We start from the raw sequence: 22,592 nt of genomic DNA, 5'->3' as shown, positions 1-22,592 counted from the left end.
ACCCATGACGCTGAGTGATCTGGAGGCAATCGTCGCCGCGCGGGCGGGTGCCGATCCGCAGAGCAGTTGGACCGCGAAACTCCTCGCCAAGGGGCCAGAAAAATGCGCCGAGAAATTCGGCGAAGAGGCTATCGAGGCAATCATCGAGGCGGTCAAGGGCGACCGGGAGGCGCTGACCAGCGAGGCGGCGGACGTGCTCTTTCATCTCATGGTCATGCTGCGCGCGCGCGGCGTGGACTTGGCCGACGTGATGGCCGAATTGCAGCGCCGCCAGTCGCAATCGGGCCTCGCGGAAAAAGCCGGCAGACAAGGAGGCTGACATGATCCGTCACATCGTATTTTTCTCCGCAGGCGCGGATCATTCGGTTGAAGAGGTCCGCGAGGGTCTGATGATGCTGGCGAGCATCCCCCATGCGAATCATTTCGAGGTCGGCCGCAACTTTCAGAGCGATGCAATTTCGCAGGACGCGCCCGATGTCGTGGTCTATGCCGAATTCGCAGACGAGGCCGCGCTGGCCGCGTTCAAGGCGCATCCCACATATGCCGCCTGCACCGCCCGCGTGCGCCCCATGCGCGAGATGCGCATTGCCGCCGATTTCAAAGCAAGCTGACAGGCGGGCGGCAAGCCACCGAGTGCACAAGGCCATCAGGCCATCAGGCGCGGATACTCAATCGCGGGGCAGCGGTCCATGATCACATCGACGCCGCGCGCGCGTGCCGTATCAGCGGCGCCCTCATGCACCACGCCGAGTTGCATCCAGATCGTGCCAAGATCGGGGAATCGCACCAGTGCCTCGTCCACGACGCCCGGCACATGCTCGGACGCGCGAAACACGTCGACCATGTCCACATCGCCTTCGATATCGGCGAGGTGTCCGACCACCTGCTGGCCCAGCAGGCTCTGGCCCGCGAGGCCGGGATTGACCGGCACAACGTCATAACCCTTTGCCAGCAAGAAGCGCATGACACCGTGGCTGGGCCGCGCGGGATTGGCCGACGCCCCTACCAGCGCGATGCGCCGCGTCCGCTGCAAAATCTTGTGGATCATGTCATCGGTCATTCTCTTTCCTTCCGGCCTTGGCCCATATGTCGCCGCTTGCGCAGGCTGCATAAAAAAACGCCCGAAGTATAGACTTCGGGCGCAGTCACGGAACGAGGGACAGTGATAAAAGGCACCGAAGTTCCGGTCCGGCGCCTGTACTTCTTAATTTAGGGTTGGATGCGCGATTAGAAAGAGGCGGTAATACACCTGTGATCGAGCTGTGACGTTTCGTACCGGGCCGCGGCCGTTCCGTTTTCGCCATATCGTGGCTGTCATCGCGCATTCAATCGAGGATGTCCTCAACCACGTCCCAGATTTCCTCAAACGCCTTGCGCAGAAACGGTTTGCGCCGTTTGCGGCGGCGCGCAGGCAGGCGGTCTTGTTCCTGTTCGGCGCGGCGGCGGTCTTCGTCATCGCGGCTGACGTCAAAGGGATGGGGCGCGGCCCGGCGGCTTTTTGCGGGCCTTGGCTGAGGCATGCCACGCTCCTGCATCGCTGCGGGGATCGACTTCATCTCATGCAAAGGCGCGCCGCAGGCTGCGCAGGACAGCTCGTGACGGCTATTGCCGCGCAGGACAAGGGCCGCGCGGGTTCCGCAATAACAACATGTGGCGATCTTTTGCATCCGCTCTCCCGCTTGGGCGCACGGCCTAGTCCCGCGCCTGCGTGGCATATAGGGCCACCGCTGCCGCATTTGAGACGTTGAGCGAGCCGAAGCCGCCAAAATACGGAATTTTCACCAAAATGTCGCAGGTCTCGCGCGTTTTCTGGCGCAGTCCCGGCCCTTCGGCCCCCAGCACCAGCGCAACGGGGCGGTCCCGCCGCCCCTCCAATGCCTGCTCCACGGTCTGCTCGGCCTCGCCGTCGAGGCCCAGCACCAGATAGCCCATTTTCTGCAACTGCTGCATCGCGTCGGACAGGTTGCGCACCTGCTTGTAGGGCTGCCGCTCCAGCGCGCCACTGGCGGTCTTGGCCAGCGCGCCGGTCTCGGGGGCGCTGTGATGGCGCGGGGCGATGACCGCGCAGGCGCCAAACACTTCGGCCGAGCGCAGGATCGCACCAACATTATGCGGATCGGTCACACGATCCAGCAGGATGATGCGCGGGGGGCGCGTCTCTTCGCCCGCTTGGCTACCGCCCAGCGCCAGCGTCTCGAGGTCGCCCCAATCCAGCGGCTTGACCTCCATCGCCGCGCCCTGATGCACCGAGCCGGGATCGAGCGGGGCCGAGAATTTGCGCGGATCGACCTCCTCGGGCGTCATGCCGGATGCAGCGATCGCCTCCTCCAGCTTGTTGCGGGCATTCAGCGTCACGATCAGGCGCAGCTTTTCGCGCGCGGGGTTCAGCAGCGCATCGCGCACCGCGTGCAGACCAAAGAGCCAGACGGTCTCGGCGTCTGCCGCCTTCTTGGCCTGCTCTTTTTCGACCACCCATTTCGGTTTTTTCATCTCGCGCCGCCCCTTGATGCATTGGCCGCGCATAATCGGGTGCCCCCGCCCCACGTGCAAGGCGTTTTCGGGGCCCGTCTCAGAGGCGGGTTTTCAGGACCGTCACACGACTATTTTTCCGTTACATTTTCCGGTTGACGCCTCAGGGGTGCAACTGTAATCAGCCCCACGTCAGGCGCCTTGCGCAACTGGCAAAGTGGGCGACAGGCCGCAAGGTGTGGCAGGGGACTGTAACTCCCTCGCGGAGACGCACGCCAGGTTCGATTCCTGGGTCGCCCACCACTTTAATCCCCATACCAGTCCTTATTATTTCTGCTTGGGAAACAATGCTGCGTATTTTGCGCATCTTTCCCTTCTGCATCGAGTCACCGCGGCCTATAGTCCCCAAAAAAACAAGACTAATACTATGCATCAGCAGGATGGACATGGCCGGGCAGCCTGAGACACCACAGCAGTTCAACGTCGTGATCGTCGCCCAAGGCGGACGCCTGCAATATGAGGCGCTGCTCTTTGCGCTCTCCTTGCGCAGCTATTGCCCTGATTTCACGGGCCGCCTGCTGATCGCCGAGCCACAGCCCGGCCCGCTTTGGCCGAATGATCCGCGCATCGACAACGACGCGCTGCGCGCCATGCTGGTCGAACTGGGCGCCGAGATCATCCCCTTCGACAGCCAGCATTTCGGCGCGCGCTATCCCTACGGCAACAAGATCGAGGCACTGGCCGCCTTGCCCGAAGGCGAGCCATTCGTTTTCTTCGATACCGACACGCTGATCACCGGCGATCTGGCGACCGTGCCCTTTGACTTTACCCGGCCCTCGGCATCGCTGCGCCGCGAGGGGACATGGCCCAAGCCGGAGCTTTATGGCCCCGGCTACGGCGCGATCTGGAAATCGCTCTACGACAAGTTCGGTCTGGATTATGACGCCTCGCTCGACCTGTCGCAGCCCGATGAATACTGGAAGCGGTATCTCTATTTCAACGCCGGGTTCTTTTACTATCAGTGCCCCCACGTCTTTGGCCGCCGCTTTCTGGACTATGCGCTGGCCATCCGGGATGACGCGCCCGACGCGCTGATCTGCCAGGAGCTTGATCCCTGGCTGGACCAGGTCGCACTGCCGCTGGTGATCCACAGTCTTGGCGGCGGGCGCGATGCGCTGCCGGGCGGCTACCTCGACGGGGCAGTCAGTTGCCATTACCGCCTTCTGCCCCTGCTCTATGCGCGTGAGGGCGATCACGTGATTGCGGCGCTGGACCATATCACCGACCACAACCGTGTGAAAAAGGTGCTCAAGGAATACGAGCCCATCAAGCGGATGGTGTATCAGGGGCGCGGCCTCAAGGTCAGGGCGCTCTTCGATCAGGATGATCTGCCCCGGCGCGAGCAGGCGATCCGAAACACGATCAAGCGTAACGGGTTCTGGATGCGCTGAGCGCCCTAACGCCCTTGCAGCCCCCGGCCTGCGCAGCATCGTCATTGCCGGATCGCGCCGCATCGCCTACAAATCCGCGCAACGCGTAATTTCAGGAGGGCACCCCCAATGACACTCGGCTTCGATACTTTGCAGGTTCACGCGGGCGCACGCCCCGATCCGGCCACCGGCGCGCGGCAGGTGCCGATCTATCAGACCACCGCCTATGCCTTTCGCGACGCCGAACACGCGGCCAAGCTCTTTAACCTTGAGGAAGTCGGATACATCTATTCGCGGCTGACCAACCCCACCGTCGCCGCGCTGCAAGAGCGTGTCGCGACGCTCGAAGGCGGCGCGGGCGCCGTTTGCTGCTCATCGGGCCACGCGGCGCAGATCATGGCGCTCTTTCCGCTGATGGCGCCGGGCCGCAATGTCGTCGTCTCGACCCGCCTTTACGGCGGCTCGGTCACGCAGTTCAGCCAGACGATCAAGCGCTTCGGTTGGTCGGCAAAATTCGTCGACATCGACGACATGGACGCGATCGCGAATGCCATCGACGACGACACCCGCGCGGTGTTCTGCGAATCCATCGCCAATCCCGGCGGGCATATCGCCGATCTGCGCAGCGTCGCGGATGTGGCAAAGAAGGCCGGTCTGCCGCTGATCGTGGATAACACCACGGCCACGCCCTATCTGTGCCGCCCAATCGAGCATGGCGCGACACTGGTCGTGCATTCGCTGACCAAATACCTCACCGGCAATGGCACGGTGACCGGCGGCGCGGTGGTGGATTCGGGCACGTTCGACTGGTCCGCCTCGGACAAGTTCCCGTCGCTCAGCCAGCCCGAGCCAGCCTATCATGGCCTCAAGTTTCACGAGACCTTTGGGGCGCTGGCCTTCACCTTTCATGGCATCGCCATCGGCTTGCGCGATCTGGGCATGACGCTGAACCCGCAGGCGGCACATTACACGCTGATGGGTATCGAGACGCTGAGCCTGCGCATGGACCGCCACTGCGCCAATGCGCAGAAAATCGCCGAATGGCTCGAGGGGCACGAGGCCGTCGCGGGCGTGACCTACGCGGGCCTCAAAAGCTCGCCCTACCACGCTCGCATGGCGCAGGTCTGCCCCAAGGGGGCCAGCGGGCTTTTCACCGTAGCGCTGAAGTCGGGCTATGAGGGTTGCGTCAAATTCGTCGGCGCGCTCGAGCTTTTCAGCCATGTGGCAAACCTTGGCGACACGCGTAGCCTGGTGATTCACCCCGCATCAACCACCCACCGCCAGCTGAACGAGGATCAGCAGCGCGCGTCAGGCGCAAGCCCCGACGTAGTGCGCATCTCGATCGGGATCGAGACGGCCGAGGATCTGATCGCGGATCTGGATCAGGCCCTGGCCAAGGCGGGCTGAAGGTCGCATCTGTGCAGGCAGCATTCTCGCGGGGCCTTCCGGCAGGGGCCTCGAACGGGCATTGGCGACCGGGCTTTCCCTTTTGTTCGGCGAGAACCTGCTATAGAATTAAGAGGCGTGGCGGAGGACTCCCGCCGCGCCTCCATGGGTGCTAGAGACGTGCAATGAAACCGAATTTCTCCATGATCCTGTCCAGTGAGGGCCTGTCGCTCCTCCATCGCACGTATTCTGGCTGGGCGCCTGTCGGCGATGTCGCGTTCGATGCACCCGATCTGCCCGGCGCCATGACCGCCCTGCAAGAGCGCGCCTCGAACCTGCCCGGTGATGCCACCTGCAAGCTGGTCATCCCCGACGATCAGATCAAATACCTTTCGCTCGAAACTTCGGGCGACCCGGATGAGGCCGTGCGGGGCGCACTCGAAGGCGCGACACCCTACGCCGTGGACGATCTGGAGTATGACTGGACCGCCGAGGGCGGCACGATCCGTGTCGCCGCCGTTGCGATCGAAACACTGGGCGAGGCCGAAGACTTTGCGGTCCAGCATGGGTTCAAGCCCGTCAGTTTTGCCGCGATGCCGGCAGACGGCGCCTTTGGCGGCGAGCCCTTCTTTGGGGCAACGCGCTGGGCGGCGGACAACCTGCCCAAAGGCACCAAGATCGAGCGCGATACTGTGCCCACTCGCATCACCGGCGAGGCCGAAATGCCCGGCAGCGATACACCGGAGGGCGACGCCGAGGAGATCGACGCCGAGGACGACGATGCCCCCGTCGCCGCCGCAGCGGCAAAAGCCGTGGCCGAAGCTGGCCCGGCCCCGCGCAAGCAGACGCCCGCCAAGACGGATCAGGGCGATCCGTCCAAGGAGGCACCAGCCACCGCGGCACCCCGCCCTGCCACCGCACCGGTGAGCGCCAAGCCAAAGACCCCGTCTGCCACCCCTGCCGACGCGCCCTCCGCCCCTCCGTCCACTTCTCCCGCCGCCGCCCCTTCAACCGTCGCACCTGCCGCTCCGGCTGCCTTCACGTCGATCCGCGCCAGCCGTACGCTTGAGGTGCCTGCGAAGTCCTCAGGCGATTCCCTGGCAAGATCATCGGACCAACCCCCGCTCGTTTCGGGGGAGGAGCGGCTTAGCCGCCTCGGCGGCGCGGATCCTGCCGCGAAGTCCGGCGACGCCAGTGCACAGAACGACGCCGCACCATCCTTGCCCAGCCCCGCCAGTGACGGCGTCACCGACCCGGCACTGATGGCCGAACTTGCCGCCAGTCTGCGCCCGGATCCCGAGGCGCGTCTTGACCGCGACGCCCAAGCCGATCCAACCGATCCGGCCGCGCCCGAGATGCCCCCTGCCACTGGCGCCGCCCTGCCCGGCCTTTTCGGTTCGCGCGCGCCCAAAGAGGCCGCACCTGCCAAACCCAAGGGCGCGCCCTCCCGGAATAGACACGACGAAAAACAGCGCATGACTGTCTTTGGCGCGCGTCAGAACGACGTGCGCGGCAAGCCGCGCTTCCTGGGATTGATCCTGACAGCGATCCTGCTGCTCTTCCTCGTGGGCGTCGCGGCCTGGGCCTCGGTCTTTCTCGATGATGGGCTCGCGCGGCTGTTCCGCGGCAGCGAGAGCAGGCAGGCGGATGTGCCCGCCGCCAGCGAGATTGAGAATGACCCGATTACTCAGGAAAGCAACGAAGCAGCGCCAGCCCTGATCGCGCCCCTGCCCAGCGGTGATGCCGAAGATACCGATGAGCCGCGGATCGCTGCCCTGCCCGAAGACAATTCGCCGCGCCCCGAAGTTGCCGCCCTGCCCGACAACCCGATGCCCCTGTCCCCCAACGAAGCGCTGACGCGCTATGCGGCGACCGGCATCTGGCAAATGGCGCCCGCACCGCCCGAGACGCCCGGAGCAGGCGCGCCGATCACCGATCTTTACGAGGTCTCGCTCGATCCGGGCATCGACCTTGGTCTGCCCGCGACGCTGCCGCGCCGCACACCCGACGCACGCGACACCGCGCCCGAGAAGCCCTCCGATCCGCCCCCTGCCGGGGTGCGCTTTGATTTTGACGATCGCGGGTTCGTGCGGGCCACGCCCGATGGCGCAATGACGCCCGAAGGCGTGCGCGTCTTTGCGGGGCGCCCGTCCCTGACGCCGCCCGCCGAGATGCCGCAGACCGTGCCCGTGGTTGCCGAGATCCCCGTCCTTGAGGCCGAGGAAGGCATCGCGGCCGAGACGGAAACCATCATCTTTACCGGCGATCCTGCCTTGGCTGCAATCCGCCCGCGGGCACGGCCCGAAAGCGCGCTTGCCGGCGAGACCGGCACCGAGGAGGAATCCGACGCAGGCCAGTTGCCCGACCTGCCCGGCACGCGCGTCACCGAGGCCGATACAGACACAGGCCTTGCCGATACAGACACGGGCCTTGCCAGCAACCCTTCGCTGGCCGCCCTGCGCCCACAGCCGCGTCCACAGGACATGACAGCCGCCGCCGCAACGCTCCAGACGGCCTCTGCCGCATCAACCGTGCCGCTGGTCGATGGGGCCGCGCTGAACAGCGCCATCGCGGCCGCATCAGCAGAGCCGGAAGCCTCGTCCGACGCAGAAGAGCTGGCCGAAGCAGCGTTCGAGAATGCCACGCCCCAAGCCGTCACCGCATCGCTGACCCCCCTTCACCGGCCCGGCGATTTCGAAACGATCGTCAAGCGCACCCAGACCGAGGCAGCGGCCCAACCGGTGCCGCAGGCCGAAAGGATGCAGGTTTCGCTACCGTCCAGCGCAACGGTGGCCAGTCAGGCAACCGAAAAGGACGTGCTGAACCTGCGCGATGTCAACCTGATCGGCGTCTATGGCTCGGCCTCGAACCGCCGCGCCCTCGTGCGCCTGAGCAATGGGCGCTATGCAAAGGTGCGCGTTGGCGACAGGCTGGATGGTGGCCAGGTCGCGGCCATTGGCGAGGGCGAGCTGCGCTACATCAAGCGGGGCAGAAACGTCGTGCTGAAGATGCCCAAGGGCTAGGCGCACCGCGCCCGACGCGACCCCGGCCTCCACCCCCTGTTCGCTGCAGAAATGCAGTGCGGCGGCGCCAAAAACTTCCCTCTTGCGTCCCTGACGGCCCGCTTCGGCGTTGCGGCATTCTGCTGCGCCACTATGCTTGATGCAAAGCGGTCCGGAGGCCGCGCGCCCGCGCCGATCCGTGGTAGTGCTGCGCTGCGGCACCGTCTCCCGGCCCTATCCACCCCCCAGCGGGCAAGCGGCAGCCCTCCGCCGCGCGCGCCGCCCGCCGAAGGAGACCGCGATGGACGCCTTTCTTTACCAGGCCTCGATCTATCTGGCTGCCGCCGTGATCGCCGTTCCGATCGCGGCCCGGCTGGGTCTGGGCTCGGTGCTGGGTTATCTCGCGGCGGGCATTCTGATCGGGCCGGTGCTGGGCCTTGTCGGGCAGGAGATGGCAGAGCTTCAACATTTCGCCGAGTTTGGCGTGGTGATGATGCTGTTCCTCATCGGGCTCGAGCTTGAGCCGCGCGCGCTTTGGGATATGCGTCATCGCCTTCTGGGCCTTGGCGGGATGCAAGTGGTACTGACGACGCTGGCCATCATGCTGGGCGCGATGGCGATGGGACATGACTGGAGCGTCAGCCTGGCCATCGGCATGATCTTTGCCCTCTCGTCGACCGCCATCGTGCTGCAAACGCTGTCCGAGAAGGGATTGATGCAGACCAAGGGCGGGCGTTCGGCCTTTTCCGTGCTTTTGACGCAAGATATTTCGGTCATCCCGATGCTCGCGCTTCTGCCGCTTCTGGCCCTGCGCAAGCCGCCCGATACGGTTCTGGACGACGCGCTGCACAGGCCGCTGGGCGCCGCAGGCGAGGCGGCTGGACATACTGCCGGGGGCGGTCATCATGAGGCGGGTCTGTCCCTCGTGGCCGGGCTGCCGGGATGGGGTGTCACGCTGGTCACGCTGGGCGTCGTGGGGGCCATCATCATCGCGGGCATTTATCTGACGCGGCCTGTCTTTCGCTACATCCATCTGGCGCACCTTCGCGAGATGTACACAGCGCTCGCCCTGCTCATCGTCTGCGGCATCAGCTTCCTGATGTATCTGATCGGCCTCTCGCCCGCACTTGGCGCGTTCCTTGCCGGTGTGGTTCTGGCCAACAGCGAATTCCGCCACGAACTGGAAAGCGATATCGAGCCTTTCAAGGGATTGCTCCTGGGTCTTTTCTTTATCACCGTCGGGGCGGGCATCAATTTTGCGCTGCTCTTTGGCTCGCCGTTTCTCATCATGGGGCTTGCGCTCTTGGTGATCGTGATCAAGGGCACGATCCTTTATGTGCTTGGCCGCGTGTTCGATCTACGGGGCGGCGACCTGTGGCTTTTCACCCTGTCACTGGCGCAGGCGGGGGAATTCGGCTTCGTGCTCATCTCGTTTTCGGGGCAGCAGAACGTCCTGCCGCCCGACATGATCGAGATGCTGCTTCTGGTCGTTGCCATCTCCATGCTGATCACGCCGCTTCTGTTCATTCTCTACGAATGGCTGTCAAAGCGGATGGTGGAAACGGGCGAGCACACGGAGCATGACGATGTGGACGCGCAGGCGCGCATCATCATCGTCGGCATCGGGCGCTTTGGCCAGATCGTGAACCGCCTCGTGCGCTCGTCAGGCTATGAAACGGTTGTGCTCGACCACGACCTGAGCGCGATCCAGCGGATGCGCCGCTTTGGGGTCAAGGGCTTTTTCGGTGATCCAACGCGCCCCGAAATGCTGATCGCGGCGGGGCTGCGCGATGCCAAGGTGCTGGTCGCGGCGCTCGACGATCCCGATGCTGCCGTGCGCCTTGTCACCTTCGCCCGGCGCGAGCGGCCGGACCTGCACATCATTGCGCGCGCGCGCGACCGCAACCATGTCTTTCGCCTCTACAAGGCCGGCGCGGACGACATCGTGCGCGAGATGTTCGATGCCTCGCTGCGTGCTGGCCGCTATGTCCTTGAAAACATGGGGCTGACCGAGTTCGAGGCCGCCGAGCTGGAGGATATGTTCTATCACCATGACCGCAATTCCGTGCGCGAATTGGCCAAGCTCTGGGATCCGGATGTGCCAACGGTCGAGAACGCAGCCTACATCGCCCGCGCGCGCGAGCTGGAAAAGGAACTGGAGACAATGCTGCTGTCGCAAATCGAGGAATCAGGGGAGCATTCGTCCAACAACCGCGCCTGACAGATGCCGCGCGCGTCAGCCTCCGCTGACGCCGGCCTCCTCGAACGTGGCCATCCCCGAATGACAGGCCAGCGCAGCCTGCACGATACCGATCGCCAGCGCGGCGCCCGACCCCTCGCCAAGGCGCATCCCCAGCGACAGAAGCGGCGCCTTTCCCAACTGGTTGAGCAGGCGCGGATGCGCGACCTCCGAGCTGAGATGACCCGCCACGCAGTGATCGAGCGCACCGGGCGTCTGGGCCTCGAGGCAGGCTGCCGCCGCGCAGCAGATGAACCCGTCGAGGATCACGGGAATCCGGTTGTGGCGCGCGCAGAGGATCGCCCCTGCCATCGCGGCAAGCTCGCGCCCGCCGAGCGCGCAAAGCACCTGAAGCGGGGCGCGGCGCAGGGCGGCATGGCGGCGCACCGCTTCGGCCACCACGCGCGTCTTGATCGCCATCGCCTCGGCACCAAGGCCCGTGCCCTTGCCCGTCCAATCCACCGCCTGCCCCCCATAAAGCGCATGGGCGATGGCCGAGGCGGAGGTGGTGTTGCCAATGCCCATCTCGCCCGTCACCAGCAGATCCGCCGCCGGATCGACGGCCTCCCATCCGGTGCGGATGGCGGCCATGAACTCGGCCTCGTCCATCGCGGGGGCGCGGGTGAAATCGGTGGTCGGGCGCTCTAGCTCGAGCGCGTGAACGTCCATGCGCGCCCCGAACTGGCGCGCCAGCTGATTGATCGCCGCGCCCCCCGCCTCGAAGTTGGCAACCATTTGCGCCGTGACCTCTGGCGGAAAGGCCGAGACGCCCTGCGACGTCACGCCATGATTGCCCGCGAAAATGACGATCTGCGGCGCGCTGATACGCGCTCGCGCATCCCCTCGCCAGCCACAATACCACGCCGCCACATTTTCAAGCTGGCCCAACGCGCCGGGCGGTTTCGTCAGGCTGGCATTGCGCGCCTGCGCAGCAACCACGGCAGCCTCGATCGGTTCAGGCAAATCCTTGAGCTGTGCGGCCAGATCCGTGATTGTTCGCAAACTTGCCTGCATGACCTGTGCTCCTGTCGTTCTGTTGCTTGCCTTCCGTGCCCCGTGTATCGCAGGGATGACCAAGCTCGGCATCTGGAAAAGGCCCGACCATGCGCAAAAGCGATATCTTTCAAACCTATATCGACGACATTCATGGGGTATTGGGCCTTTTGACGCGGCTGCCCCTCTCCGGCGCGCCGATACGCGGGGCCGAGGCGGCTTGGGCCTATCCTGTGGCAGGTGCGCTGGTGGGCCTGATCGGCGGGCTGATCGGGCTGCTTGCGCATTGGTGCGGCCTGCCCTCTGCGCTGGCGGCTCTGATGGCTCTTGCGGCGCAGGTGGTTGTCACGGGCGCGATGCATGAAGACGGGCTGGCCGACAGCGCCGATGGCCTCTGGGGCGGCTGGACGCGCGCCCGGCGCCTCGAAGTCATGAAGGACAGCCATATCGGCGCCTACGGCGTCCTCGCGCTGATCCTGTCGATCGCCGCACGGTGGAGCGCGCTTTGGCTGATGTTTCAGATAGATGCAGGCTGGGCACTGGCCGCGATGATCACCGCCGGGGCCGTCTCGCGCGCGGCGATTCCGGCGCTGATGTGGGCGCTGCCCCATGCGCGCGGCGCGGGCCTGTCGCACGGCACGGGGCGGCCGACTGCGCGCATCTGCGGCGCGGCCGTTGGGATCGCCGCAGGGGCAGCGCTGCTGCTCGTGGGCTGGTCGGCCTTTGGCGCGGTGTTCTGGGCGGCGCTGGTGGTGATCACCATCGCGCTGATCGCCAAGGCCAAGATCGGCGGCCAGACGGGCGATACCCTTGGCGCGGTTCAACAACTGGCCGAGATCGCGGTGCTTTTGTCGATCATCGCCTGAAACGCAAAAAGGGCCGCAATCCCGGTGGGATGCGGCCCTCATTTAATCCTTGGCTGCCGATCAGGCGGCGCGCGAAACCAGAACGTCACCCACCTGACGGGCGGCCTCGACCTCATCATCTCCGCTGACGGCGGCAACTTCGCGGGTCAGACGCTCCAGCGCGGCCTCATACAGTTGGCGCTCGGAATAGCTCTGCTCGCGCTGGTCGTCGGTGCGATGCAGGTCGCGCACGACCTCGGCGATGGCGATCAGGTCGCCCGAGTTGATCTTTTGCTCGTATTCCTGCGCGCGGCGCGACCACATGGCTTTCTTTGCCTTGGCCTTGCCCTTGAGCGTCGTCATCGCCTTTGACACGATGTCCGGGCTCGACAGCGAACGCATGCCGATCTCGGTCGCCTTGTGCGTGGGCACCCGCAGCGTCATCTTGTCCTTTTCAAAGGAGATGACAAACAGCTCCAACTCGATACCGGCGATTTCCTGGCTTTCGATCGACACGATCCTGCCGACGCCATGTGCGGGATAGACGACAAAATCATTGGGGCTGAATTCGGACTTCTTGGACTTGCTCATTCAGTGCTTCCTTTCGAGGCTCACCCAAATGTCATGAACACATGACTTGCTGCCCGGCGTAGCGCCAGACGAACATGTCACACTGTCTTGGCACAGAAAAATCCACACCCGAGCGGCAGCAGGGGAAAGTGGATATTGGGCGATGGCGTTACATTGATGTTACCATACCACGAATCACCCCTCAGCGGAAGGGTGCGCATCACCGGGGGCTGATTATTGCCCGAAATTCCGCGATTTACCCGGCCCTAGCCAAATGCCGCTGCTGCGGACTGGCGCGATTTGGCCCTTCAGCCCCCCTCGCCGGGTGCCTCCGAGAAATACTTCTCAAGCTTGCCGGCCTCGCCGTCATGCTCTGCGGCATTGGGCATCTCGTCTTTCTTGGTGACGATGACGGGCCACATCTCGGAATATTTGCGGTTGAACTCGACCCATTTTTCCATGTCCGGCTCCGTGTCCGGGCGGATCGCGTCGGCGGGGCACTCAGGCTCGCAGACGCCGCAATCGATGCACTCGTCAGGGTGAATGACCAGCATGTTCTCACCCTCGTAAAAACAATCCACCGGGCAGACTTCGACGCAGTCGGTGTATTTGCAGGAAATGCATGCGTCGTTCACGATATAGGTCATCTGGGCCTCTCGAAGGTGGGTCGCGAGACACTTAGATCAGGCCCCAGTATCATTCAAGCGCCCCGGGATGATTGAGGTCCAGTTTGCGTCGGTCGCGCTTGGTCGGACGCCCTTTTCCCTCGTATCGCGGGTTCGGCGAAACAGGCGTTTCGGGCGTGGCCTCGGGGGCTGGCGTCAGATCATCATATAGCGTCTGGGCCTCGGGGGCCGGGCCGCGCCGCGTGCCAGGCGCGATCACACGCACGACGCGAACGGCCTTGGCTTGGGTAAACGTCAGGACATCTCCGGAGCGCACCATCTGCGCCGGTTTCCCGGCGCGGTTGCCATTGACGCGCACATGACCGGATTTGACCACCGATGCCGCCAACCCGCGCGTCTTGAAGAAGCGGGCCTGCCAGAGCCATTTGTCGAGGCGGATCGGACCCCCCTCGACCATGTCGCCGGCTTGCGTCACTTGTCCTTTTTGAAGCCCATGAGGGCTGCTGCAAAGGGATTGTCGGGATCGATGCGGTCCTTCTTGGGCGCGGGCTTGGCCTCGAAGCTCTTGGCACCGGCACCACCGGGTTTGCCGCCCCGCTCGCCGCCGCGCGCCGCGCCCTTGGGCTTGCCGCGTGCGCCTTGGGGTTTGCCACGTGGTTTGCCCCGGCCCTCCTGAGGCTTGCCGCGCGATGCGTCTCCCCCCTCGTGCGCACCGGCATCGCGCGCACTCGTGTCGCGTCCTTTGGCAGGCGCGCCGCCGCGGCGGGCACGTCCGGCCCATGTGAAGGTGTAGTAGATTTCGGGCTCGGCCGAGGGCGCGATGGGATCTGCCGGGGTGCCGGGGGCGACCTCGGTCTCGCTCATTTCCGGGATTTCGGCCGGAACTTCTGCGTCAGGTTCGGGCGTCTCGCTGACTGGCGCAATACCTTCGGCCTCGATCTGCTCCACCACATCCTCGGCGGTCTCAGGCTCGGGCTCCACGCCCGGCGCCTCTTCCATGATCTGATCGACCGGTTTGACCTTGGTCCGCTCGCCGCGCTCGGCTTTGTAGCCGAGGCCCTGCATCAGATCGGCGAATTGCTCCAATGTCATGCCGGTGATCGACAGCATGTCTGCCTTGGCCTCGAAACCGCCCCGGCTGTCCTCGCTGCGCAGCATGTCGGCCAGTCGCTCCAGCATGTCGATGCGAATGGCGCGGGCACCAGCGGCGCGGTAGCCGGCCATGGTGTAATAGCCCTGAGGCATCTTGGTAGCCGGCACGGTGACGAGACCCGGAGGTGGCGCCTCGGGAAATTCGTCCATCCCGCCCGCCAGCCCCCAGAGCACGAGGCGCAGGCGCGTCGGTGCGGGTTTCAGCAGCAGCGGCATGAAGATGGTGAACTGGCCAAAGCGCACGCCATGCTTGCGCAGCGCGCCGCGTGCGTCCTGCTCCAGCGCCTTGACCTCATCGGCCACGTCGCCGCGCGGGATGACGCCCATCGTCTCGACCATGCGAAAGCCGAAGCCGCGTGCAAGGCCGGTCAGCGTCTCGTCACGGCTGATGTTCAGCAGCGGCTCGAAAAGGGTGGCAACCTTGCGGTCGATGAAATGCTGCAACCGGCGCTCGACCTTTTGCACCACATCGGGGCCTGCCTCCTCGTCGACGAAGGCCTTGACGCCCGGCTTCATCACATCGGATCCGGGCACCAGCTTGCCCACCGCATCCTTGCCCCACATGAGGCCGCCCTGCTCGGTAAAGTCGATCTCGGTGTCGGGCGCATTGTAAAAGCGATCGGCGCGGAGGTTGAAATGAGGGGCCAGCGCCTGAAGGCTGGCCTGACCGAGTGTCTTGGCCTCCTGCCCCGACGCTGTCTTGTCCTGCACAAAGCGGAACCCGTCCAGACGGCCGACAAATTCGCCTTCGACCGTCACTTCACCAGTATCGTTAACCTCTGCCACGATGGCTTCCTTCTGCTTGAGCCGGCGCAAGAGCACGGATGTGCGCCGATCCACAAATCTCTGCGTCAACGCCCCATGCAGCGCGTCCGACAATCGGTCTTCTACAGCGCGCGTCGCCTCGCGCCAATGCGTTTCGTCATCTACCCAGCCTTTTCGCTGCGCGACGTAGGTCCAAGTACGAATATACGCCAGACGTTTCGACAACGTGTCAATGTCGCCATCGGTTCGATCAATTCTCTTGATTTGTCGCGCCAGCCAGTCATCGGGGATGCGGCCCCACTCATGAAGATCGCAAAAAATGGTTTCGAGCAGGCTGGCGTGTTCGGCCTGACTGATGCCGCGAAAGTCGGGGATGCGGCAGACATCCCAAAGCAGTTTCACCGCCGGACCGCCGATGGCACGGGCGCGCACATCCGGGATATCGGACAGTGTGCGCAGCGCGGTCAGATCGTCGGCTTGGCGCGCGCGCACAAGGATGTCGTGTTGTGGCTTGGCCTCGAGAGAGGCGATCAGCGCGCCGGTCGAGCCCATTTGCAGGGCCGCGTTGCGCCACTCCAGCTTGCGGATCGGCGTAAAACGGTGATCCATGATCGCCTCTGCCACCTCGGGCGCCAGCTCGGGCGCCTCGCCGGTGACGCCGAAGGTGCCATGGCTCATCCCCCGGCCGGCACGCCCCGCGATCTGCCCCAGCTCGTTGGGCATGAGTTGGCGCATGCGGCGCCCGTCGAACTTGGTCAGCGACGAGAAGGCAACGTGATCGATATCAAGGTTCAGGCCCATGCCGATGGCATCCGTCGCCACGAGGTAGTCGACATCGCCGTTTTGATACATCTCGACCTGCGCGTTCCGTGTGCGCGGGCTGAGCGCGCCCATCACGACCGCCGCGCCCCCCTTCTGGCGGCGCAGCACTTCGGCGATGGCATAAACATTATCGACTGAAAATCCGACGATTGCGCTGCGCGGAGGCATCTTGCTTATTTTCTTAGAACCCGAGTAGGTCAGCTCCGACATTCGGCTGCGCGGCACGAATTCTGCCTCGGGAATCAGTGATGCAATCATGCTGCGCATCGTCCCGGCGCCCAGAAACTGCGTCTCGCGCAGGCCGCGCATCCGCAAAAGGCGGTCGGTAAAGACATGGCCCCGCTCAGGATCGGCACAAAGCTGTATTTCGTCCACCGCGACAAAATCGGCGCCGATACCCTCGGGCATCGCCTCGACCGTGCAGACCCAGTATTTGACGCGCGGCGGCACGATCCGCTCTTCGCCTGTAACCAATGCCACCACCGACGGGCCGCGCGCACGCACGATCTTGTCATAGACCTCGCGCGCCAGCAGGCGCAGCGGCAGGCCGATGACGCCAGTCGGATAGCCCAGCATCCGCTCGATCGCAAAATGCGTCTTGCCGGTATTGGTAGGGCCCAGAACCGCAAGGATCCGCGCGTGATCGGCCATGGGCCTCGCCTCCGGTCAGTCGGGATTACGTCAGAGGTCAGCGCCCCGGGTTTCGGCTTCGATCCGGGCCATCGCGGCCTCGGTATCGTCGAAATGCGGGTGGATCTCGGCCACGCGTTGATATGCCTCGAGCGCGAGCGCCTGCTGGCCAACCTGCTCCAGCAGGGCGGCAAAGCTGTAGATCGCGGCGAAGTTGCGCGGATCAAGGGCCAGCGCATATTCCAGATCGCCCATCGCAGGGCCCAGCATCCCAGCGCGCGCATAGGCGACCGACCGCGCATGCCAGCCTTCGGAGAAGTCCGGCGCATGATCGGTCAGCGCGCTCAACAGGTCGATGGCCAGGTCCGTATCGCCCGCCTCCATCGCATCACGCCCCCGCTTGAGCAGAAGGTTCATCGCGGGCGATCCGGATTTGGACAGCTCGAGCCGTATTTCGCGGCCAAGGCGCGTCGCCTCGGACTTTGGCGCAGACTTCAGCGACTCGAACATGTCATCAAGGCGCGATGACTCCTGCGCGCCCGCGACGTCCGGCGCGGCCAGCGCGATGCAGAGCGCCAAGACAGGATTGAGGTTGAATTGAAGAGTGACCATAACAGGACGGAGTTTAGCGCTGCTGCGGGGAAAGCACACCCCCCGAAGTATTGCAGTGGATCAAAAAGGCGGGAGCAGCGCATGAATGACAGGATCAACCAGGCGGTCGAGGCGCTGAATGCGCGCATGACAGGGGATGCGATGACCGGATCGGCCAAATTCGTCGTCACGGGCGAGGGCACGATCGTCATAGATGCCTCCGGCGCGCGCGCCGCGGATGAGGAAACAGACGTGACACTGATCGCCAAGGCCGAGGTGTTCGAGGCGATCGTCGAGGGCAACATCAACCCCGCAACCGCCTTCATGACCGGCAAGCTCGACATCAAGGGCGATGTGAGCGTCGCGATGCAGCTGGGCCGGGTCATCAATTGATCGAGGAGGCGCCCCTGCTGGAGGACATCGCGGATGGCCCGCCGGGCGGCCGCGCGGTCTGGGTCGAGGCGCGGGACGGCGTGCGGCTCCGCGTGGCGCATTGGCCTGCGGACGCAGGTCGGGGAACGATCCTGCTTTTCCCGGGCCGCACTGAATTCATTGAGAAATACGGGCGCGCGGCGCGCGATCTGGGGGCGCGCGGCTATGGCACACTCGTCATCGACTGGCGGGGTCAGGGGCTCTCGGACCGGCTGACCGGAGACACGGCGACCGGGCATGTCGGCAGCTTTGACGACTATCAGGCGGATGTCGCCGGGATGATCGGCGCGGGCAAGGCTCTGGGCGCACCCGGACCGTGGCACCTTCTGGCCCATTCCATGGGCGGTGCCATTGGCCTGCGGGCGGCGCTCAAGGGCCTGCCCGTTGTCAGCTGCGCATTTTCGGCGCCGATGTGGGGGATTCGCCTGCGCGCCGCGCTGCGCCCACTGGCCTGGAGCATCGGCTGGGCCAGCCGCCACGTCGGTCTCGGCCATCGCTACGCGCCCAGCACCGGGCCGGAAAGCTATGTTCTGACCGCCCCCTTCGAGACGAATGACCTGACGCGCGATGCGCAGATGCACCGGCACATGCGCGCTCAACTGACCGCGCACCCCGAGTTGTCGCTTGGCGGGCCCAGTCTGCACTGGCTCTTTGCCGCGCTACAGGAATGTCGGCGCCTGCACGCCCTGCCCTCGCCCGATCTGCCGTGCCTGACCCTTCTTGGCACGGATGAGCGTATTGTCGATACGGGCCGCATCGAGGGCCGCATGGCCCGCTGGCCGGGCGCGCAGTTGGTGCGGATCGAGGGCGCGCTGCACGAGCCGATGATGGACACGCCCGAGACGCGCGAGGCGCTCTGGGACAGGCTCAACCATTTCTGGCAGGCCAGCACCTGAAGCGCCGCGCCTTTGCCCTGAGACACCAGCCGATGGCGCGGCGGGCGCCCTAAATGCTGCACACGGCCGCTCCGGCAGAGTCTGTGATCCCGGTTTCGGTGGCACGCGCTTCAGCTGTCCTGCCGCACCTCCTGGCGCTGCGTGCCAAGCCCACTGATGGCCAGCGTCATCACATCGCCCTCGCGCAGGAAACGCGGCGGCTTCATCCCCATGCCGACGCCCGGCGGCGTGCCCGTCGCGATGATGTCGCCGGGATGCAGCGTCATCATCTGGCTGAGATAGGCAATCACCTCGGCCACGCCAAAGATCATCGACGCACTGCTGCCGCGCTGCGCCGCATCGCCATTGAGGTCCAGCACCATATCAAGCGCCTGCACATCGCCCAGCTCATCGGGCGTGACCAGCCAAGGGCCGATGGGGCCAAAGCTGTCGCAGCTTTTCCCCTTAGTCCATTGCCCGCCCCGCTCATTCTGAAAGGCACGCTCGGACACGTCGTTGACGATGGTATAGCCCGCGACATGGCTCATCGCATCCTGCACGCTGACGTATTTGGCGGCCCGCCCGATCACCACGCCCAGCTCGACCTCCCAATCGGATTTCTCGGACCCACGCGGCAGATAGACCGGATCGTTCGGCCCGGTGATCGACGAGGTGGCCTTCATGAAGACGATCGGCTCTTTCGGCGGCGCGAGGCCCACCTCGGCGGCGTGATCATAGTAGTTCAGCCCGATCCCGATCAGCTTGCCCACCCGGCCCACCGGCGGGCCAAGGCGCGGCGCGCCGGGCACCACGGGCAACGTTTCGGGCGCGATCTGCGGCAGCGCCGCCAGCACATCCCCGGCGATATCATCGACCGTGCCCGACAGATCGCGCAAGCCGCCTGCCCCGTCCAGAACACCAGGACGCTCGGCGCCCGCCTCACCATATCGCACGAATTTCATAGCACTCTCCCACACCTGATCTGGCCGCACCCTAGCGGCATCCCCCCTCTGCGCAAGAGGCTGGCAAAGCCTGCGGCGCGGTCTATCCTTCCCTTCATGGTCCTCCAATTCAAACCACAGGGCATTTACTGCCCCGCCGGCGATTTCTACATCGACCCATGGCGTCCCGTGGATCGCGCCCTCATCACCCATGGCCACGCCGATCACGCGCGCGGCGGTCATCGACGCTACCTTGCCACCGATATTACGGGGCCTGTCATGCGCCACCGCCTCGGCGAGATTGACCTCGATTCGATAAAATACGGTGAACGCCGGACCATCGGCGGCGCCGCGGTCTCGTTTCACCCCGCAGGCCATATCCCCGGCTCGGCCCAGATCCGCGTCGAGGTGGGCGGCGAGGTCTGGGTCGTCTCGGGGGACTACAAAACGACGCCCGATGCCCTCACCACCCCGTTCGAGAGCGTCAGGTGCCATAGCTTCATCACCGAATGCACCTTTGGCCTGCCGGTCTTCGAGTGGCCGTCCGAGGCGGAAGCCGCGCGCCAGATCAACGACTGGTGGGCCGCCAATGCCGCCGAGGGGCGTTTCAGCCTGCTGGGCGCCTATTCACTGGGCAAGGCGCAGCGCGTCATGTCCCTGCTGGATGCACAGATTGCGCCGATCCTGACCCATGGCGCGGTCGAGAACACCAACGCCATCCTGCGCGGTCAGGGTTTTGATCTGCCCGCCACGATCCACGTGACGCCAGACCTTGACCCCAAGGGGTATCCCGGCGCCATGATCGTCGCGCCCCCCGGCGCCCTTGGCAGCGATTGGGCGCGCCAGTTTCGCCCCGGCGCCACCGGGTTTGCCAGCGGATGGATGCGGATGCGCGGCGTCCGGCGGCGGCGCAGCGTCGACCGCGGCTTTGTCGTGTCGGACCATGCGGATTGGAACGGCCTCAATGAGGCGATCAAGGCGACTGGCGCTGAAAATATATATGCAACACATGGTTACACGGACATCTTCGCACGTTGGTTGAAGTCTGAAGGCTATAATGCCGAAGCGTTGAAGACCGAATTCACCGGCGAATCAGAGAGCGAGCCAGAGGGCGAGGCGCCAAGCGCAGAGGAGGCCGGATGAAACGGTTTACCGCGCTCTATGCCACCATCGACCAGACGACAAAAACCAACACCAAGGTCGCCGCGCTCGCCGCCTACTTCGGCGCGGCGCCCGAGGCGGACTGCCTTTGGACGATCGCGCTCTTCTCGGGCCGCCGGCCGCGCCGGGCCATCACCACGACCAAGCTGCGCGTCTGGGCCGCCGAGCGCGCGGGCATACCGCTTTGGCTCTTCGAGGAGGCCTACCCCATCGTTGGCGATCTGGCCGAGACGATTGCACTGGTCCTGCCGCCCCCCGCGCGCCAACAGGACCGCAGCCTGAAGAATTGGATCGGCTATCTGCGCAGCCTCGATGGCGCTGATGAAGAGACGCGCAAGGCGGCGATCTTGGACGCATGGGACCAGATGGATGCCTCCGAACGGCTTGTCTTCAACAAGCTGCTGACGGGCGGTTTCCGCGTCGGCATCAGCCGCAAGTTGATGACGCGCGCGCTGGCCCAAGCCACCGGGCATGACGAGGCGGAGCTGGCGCACCGCCTGATGGGCGACTGGACACCCGACAGCACCACCTACACCGCCCTGATCGAGGCGCCCGACCCCGAGGCGGCGCAGTCGCGCCCCTATCCCTTCTGCCTTGCCTACGGGCTGGAGGAAGGGCCTGAAACCCTCGGCCCGCCCGAAAACTGGCTTGCCGAATGGAAATGGGACGGCATCCGGGGCCAGCTGATCGCGCGAAAGACGGCGACCGGCACCGCGCATTTCGTCTGGTCGCGCGGCGAAGAGTTGATGACGGATCGATTCCCCGAATTTGCAAAGGCGGCCGACTTCCTGCCCCCAGGAACCGTCCTCGATGGCGAGATCGTGGCATGGGACGGCACCGCGCCGCTGCCCTTCAACGACTTGCAAAAGCGGATCGGGCGCAAGACGGTGCCCAAGGCACTGCTCAAGAGCGCGCCCGTGATCCTTCTGGCATATGACCTTCTGGAGGAGAACGGCGAGGATCTGCGCAGCCTGCCCTTTGCAGTGCGCCGCGCGCGCATGGATGCGCTGGTGGGTGCGCTGCCTCGGGATGCGCCGGTGCGCCCCTCGCCGTTGATCGATATCGACAGTTGGAACGCCTTGGCGCGCATCCGCTGCGCTGCGCGCGAAAATCGCGCCGAGGGATTGATGCTGAAATCCAGCGCCAGCCCCTATCACGCGGGCCGCAAGAAAGGTGATTGGTGGAAATGGAAGCTCGATCCGCTGACCATCGACGCGGTGATGATCTATGCGCAGCAAGGCTCGGGGCGGCGCGCCAATCTCTTTACCGATTTCACATTCGCCGTCTGGAACGGAAATGATCTGGTGCCATTCACCAAGGCATATTCCGGCCTGACGGATGCCGAGTTTCGCAAGATCACCGCGTGGGTGCGCAAAAATACCCAGGAACGATTTGGCCCGGTGCGGCGCGTCACGCCCGAGCATGTTTTCGAGATCGCCTTCGAAGGGATCGCCCCGTCGCCGCGCCATAAGTCCGGTGTCGCCCTCAGGTTTCCACGGATGAAGCGTTGGCGCCATGACAAGCCGCTGCAAGAGGCCAACAGTCTCGATGACCTGCACGACATGCTACGCCAATACGGCTGAGCCACGCCTTGGGGGCGCCCGCCCTTGAGGGCCAACCCCGCGCCGACTATGTCTAGCACAATGCATATTTCAGGAGCACG

General features: G+C 64.9%; 21 protein-coding genes and 1 tRNA gene. 12 read left to right on the top strand and 10 right to left on the bottom strand.

Going from position 1 to position 22,592, the window contains the following annotated elements; all coding sequences use genetic code 11:
* The first annotated feature begins 4 nt into the window (after nt 1-4).
* Together V8352_RS01145 and V8352_RS01140 are read left to right on the top strand one after the other, a co-directional pair.
* The gene (locus V8352_RS01145; RefSeq protein ID WP_336422519.1) at nt 5-319 is read left to right on the top strand and encodes a phosphoribosyl-ATP diphosphatase; all 315 of its coding nucleotides are present in this window, start codon (nt 5-7) and stop codon (nt 317-319) included.
* A gap of 1 nt (nt 320) precedes the next feature.
* A complete protein-coding gene (locus V8352_RS01140; protein ID WP_336422408.1) occupies nt 321-611 on the top strand; it encodes a Dabb family protein in 291 nt (96 codons plus the stop codon).
* A gap of 35 nt (nt 612-646) precedes the next feature.
* Here V8352_RS01140 and V8352_RS01135 read toward each other — a convergent pair whose 3' ends face one another.
* The 3 genes from V8352_RS01135 to rlmB form a co-directional block, all read right to left on the bottom strand.
* The gene (locus V8352_RS01135) at nt 647-1,060 is read right to left on the bottom strand and encodes a CoA-binding protein (protein ID WP_336422407.1); all 414 of its coding nucleotides are present in this window, start codon (nt 1,058-1,060) and stop codon (nt 647-649) included.
* 265 nt (nt 1,061-1,325) lie between these two features.
* Complete coding sequence (locus V8352_RS01130) at nt 1,326-1,667, bottom strand: hypothetical protein (RefSeq protein WP_336422406.1); 342 nt, start codon at nt 1,665-1,667, stop codon at nt 1,326-1,328.
* A gap of 25 nt (nt 1,668-1,692) precedes the next feature.
* Complete coding sequence (gene rlmB, locus V8352_RS01125; RefSeq protein ID WP_336422405.1) at nt 1,693-2,490, bottom strand: 23S rRNA (guanosine(2251)-2'-O)-methyltransferase RlmB; 798 nt, start codon at nt 2,488-2,490, stop codon at nt 1,693-1,695.
* A 198-nt stretch (nt 2,491-2,688) separates the two neighbouring features.
* Between rlmB and V8352_RS01120 the strand changes: the two genes are divergently transcribed.
* The 5 genes from V8352_RS01120 (at nt 2,689) to V8352_RS01100 (ending at nt 10,508) form a co-directional block, all read left to right on the top strand.
* Nucleotides 2,689-2,772 (top strand) — tRNA-Tyr (locus V8352_RS01120).
* Nucleotides 2,773-2,909: 137 nt separating this feature from the next.
* Complete coding sequence (locus tag V8352_RS01115) at nt 2,910-3,920, top strand: hypothetical protein (RefSeq protein WP_336422404.1); 1,011 nt, start codon at nt 2,910-2,912, stop codon at nt 3,918-3,920.
* 108 nt (nt 3,921-4,028) lie between these two features.
* Nucleotides 4,029-5,306, top strand: a complete 1,278-nt coding sequence (locus V8352_RS01110) for an O-acetylhomoserine aminocarboxypropyltransferase/cysteine synthase family protein (protein ID WP_336422403.1) — start codon at nt 4,029-4,031, stop codon at nt 5,304-5,306.
* Nucleotides 5,307-5,470: 164 nt separating this feature from the next.
* Nucleotides 5,471-8,308 (top strand): hypothetical protein, encoded by a 2,838-nt coding sequence (locus V8352_RS01105; RefSeq protein WP_336422402.1) that lies wholly within the window; start codon nt 5,471-5,473, stop codon nt 8,306-8,308.
* A 280-nt stretch (nt 8,309-8,588) separates the two neighbouring features.
* A complete protein-coding gene (locus tag V8352_RS01100; protein WP_336422401.1) occupies nt 8,589-10,508 on the top strand; it encodes a cation:proton antiporter domain-containing protein in 1,920 nt (639 codons plus the stop codon).
* Nucleotides 10,509-10,523: 15 nt separating this feature from the next.
* Here the strand turns inward: V8352_RS01100 and cobT are convergent, their stop codons facing one another.
* The gene (gene cobT / locus V8352_RS01095) at nt 10,524-11,540 is read right to left on the bottom strand and encodes a nicotinate-nucleotide--dimethylbenzimidazole phosphoribosyltransferase (protein ID WP_336422400.1); all 1,017 of its coding nucleotides are present in this window, start codon (nt 11,538-11,540) and stop codon (nt 10,524-10,526) included.
* An 89-nt stretch (nt 11,541-11,629) separates the two neighbouring features.
* On the opposite strand from cobT, the gene cobS reads away from it, so the two are divergent.
* The gene (gene cobS / locus V8352_RS01090) at nt 11,630-12,385 is read left to right on the top strand and encodes an adenosylcobinamide-GDP ribazoletransferase (protein ID WP_336422399.1); all 756 of its coding nucleotides are present in this window, start codon (nt 11,630-11,632) and stop codon (nt 12,383-12,385) included.
* A gap of 60 nt (nt 12,386-12,445) precedes the next feature.
* Here cobS and V8352_RS01085 read toward each other — a convergent pair whose 3' ends face one another.
* The 5 genes from V8352_RS01085 to V8352_RS01065 form a co-directional block, all read right to left on the bottom strand.
* Nucleotides 12,446-12,955, bottom strand: a complete 510-nt coding sequence (locus V8352_RS01085) for a CarD family transcriptional regulator (RefSeq protein ID WP_336422398.1) — start codon at nt 12,953-12,955, stop codon at nt 12,446-12,448.
* Between the two features lie 287 nt (nt 12,956-13,242).
* The gene (fdxA, locus tag V8352_RS01080; protein WP_336422397.1) at nt 13,243-13,581 is read right to left on the bottom strand and encodes a ferredoxin FdxA; all 339 of its coding nucleotides are present in this window, start codon (nt 13,579-13,581) and stop codon (nt 13,243-13,245) included.
* A 49-nt stretch (nt 13,582-13,630) separates the two neighbouring features.
* Nucleotides 13,631-14,017 (bottom strand): RNA-binding S4 domain-containing protein, encoded by a 387-nt coding sequence (locus V8352_RS01075; RefSeq protein WP_336422518.1) that lies wholly within the window; start codon nt 14,015-14,017, stop codon nt 13,631-13,633.
* 14 nt (nt 14,018-14,031) lie between these two features.
* The gene (locus V8352_RS01070; RefSeq protein ID WP_336422396.1) at nt 14,032-16,950 is read right to left on the bottom strand and encodes a helicase-related protein; all 2,919 of its coding nucleotides are present in this window, start codon (nt 16,948-16,950) and stop codon (nt 14,032-14,034) included.
* 30 nt (nt 16,951-16,980) lie between these two features.
* Complete coding sequence (locus tag V8352_RS01065; RefSeq protein WP_336422395.1) at nt 16,981-17,541, bottom strand: hypothetical protein; 561 nt, start codon at nt 17,539-17,541, stop codon at nt 16,981-16,983.
* 81 nt (nt 17,542-17,622) lie between these two features.
* On the opposite strand from V8352_RS01065, the gene V8352_RS01060 reads away from it, so the two are divergent.
* On the top strand, nt 17,623-17,913 hold the full coding sequence (locus tag V8352_RS01060) for an SCP2 sterol-binding domain-containing protein (RefSeq protein WP_336422394.1): 291 nt from the start codon (nt 17,623-17,625) through the stop codon (nt 17,911-17,913).
* Nucleotides 17,910-18,848 (top strand): alpha/beta hydrolase, encoded by a 939-nt coding sequence (locus V8352_RS01055; protein WP_336422393.1) that lies wholly within the window; start codon nt 17,910-17,912, stop codon nt 18,846-18,848. The genes V8352_RS01060 and V8352_RS01055 overlap by 4 nt, the downstream gene beginning before the upstream one ends.
* 110 nt (nt 18,849-18,958) lie before the next feature.
* Here the strand turns inward: V8352_RS01055 and V8352_RS01050 are convergent, their stop codons facing one another.
* Complete coding sequence (locus tag V8352_RS01050; RefSeq protein ID WP_336422392.1) at nt 18,959-19,789, bottom strand: fumarylacetoacetate hydrolase family protein; 831 nt, start codon at nt 19,787-19,789, stop codon at nt 18,959-18,961.
* A gap of 96 nt (nt 19,790-19,885) precedes the next feature.
* Here V8352_RS01050 and V8352_RS01045 point away from each other — a divergent pair, with 96 nt between their 5' ends.
* Both V8352_RS01045 and V8352_RS01040 read left to right on the top strand, forming a co-directional pair.
* Nucleotides 19,886-20,911 (top strand): ligase-associated DNA damage response exonuclease, encoded by a 1,026-nt coding sequence (locus V8352_RS01045; RefSeq protein ID WP_336422391.1) that lies wholly within the window; start codon nt 19,886-19,888, stop codon nt 20,909-20,911.
* Entirely contained in the window at nt 20,908-22,512 is a 1,605-nt protein-coding gene (locus V8352_RS01040; protein WP_336422390.1) for an ATP-dependent DNA ligase, read from the top strand. The genes V8352_RS01045 and V8352_RS01040 overlap by 4 nt, the downstream gene beginning before the upstream one ends.
* Nucleotides 22,513-22,592 lie beyond the last annotated feature (80 nt).

Source organism: Roseovarius sp. D0-M9 (genome assembly GCF_037083805.1).
Classification (GTDB): domain Bacteria; phylum Pseudomonadota; class Alphaproteobacteria; order Rhodobacterales; family Rhodobacteraceae; genus Roseovarius.
This window is presented reverse-complemented; position numbering and strand designations above follow the sequence as displayed.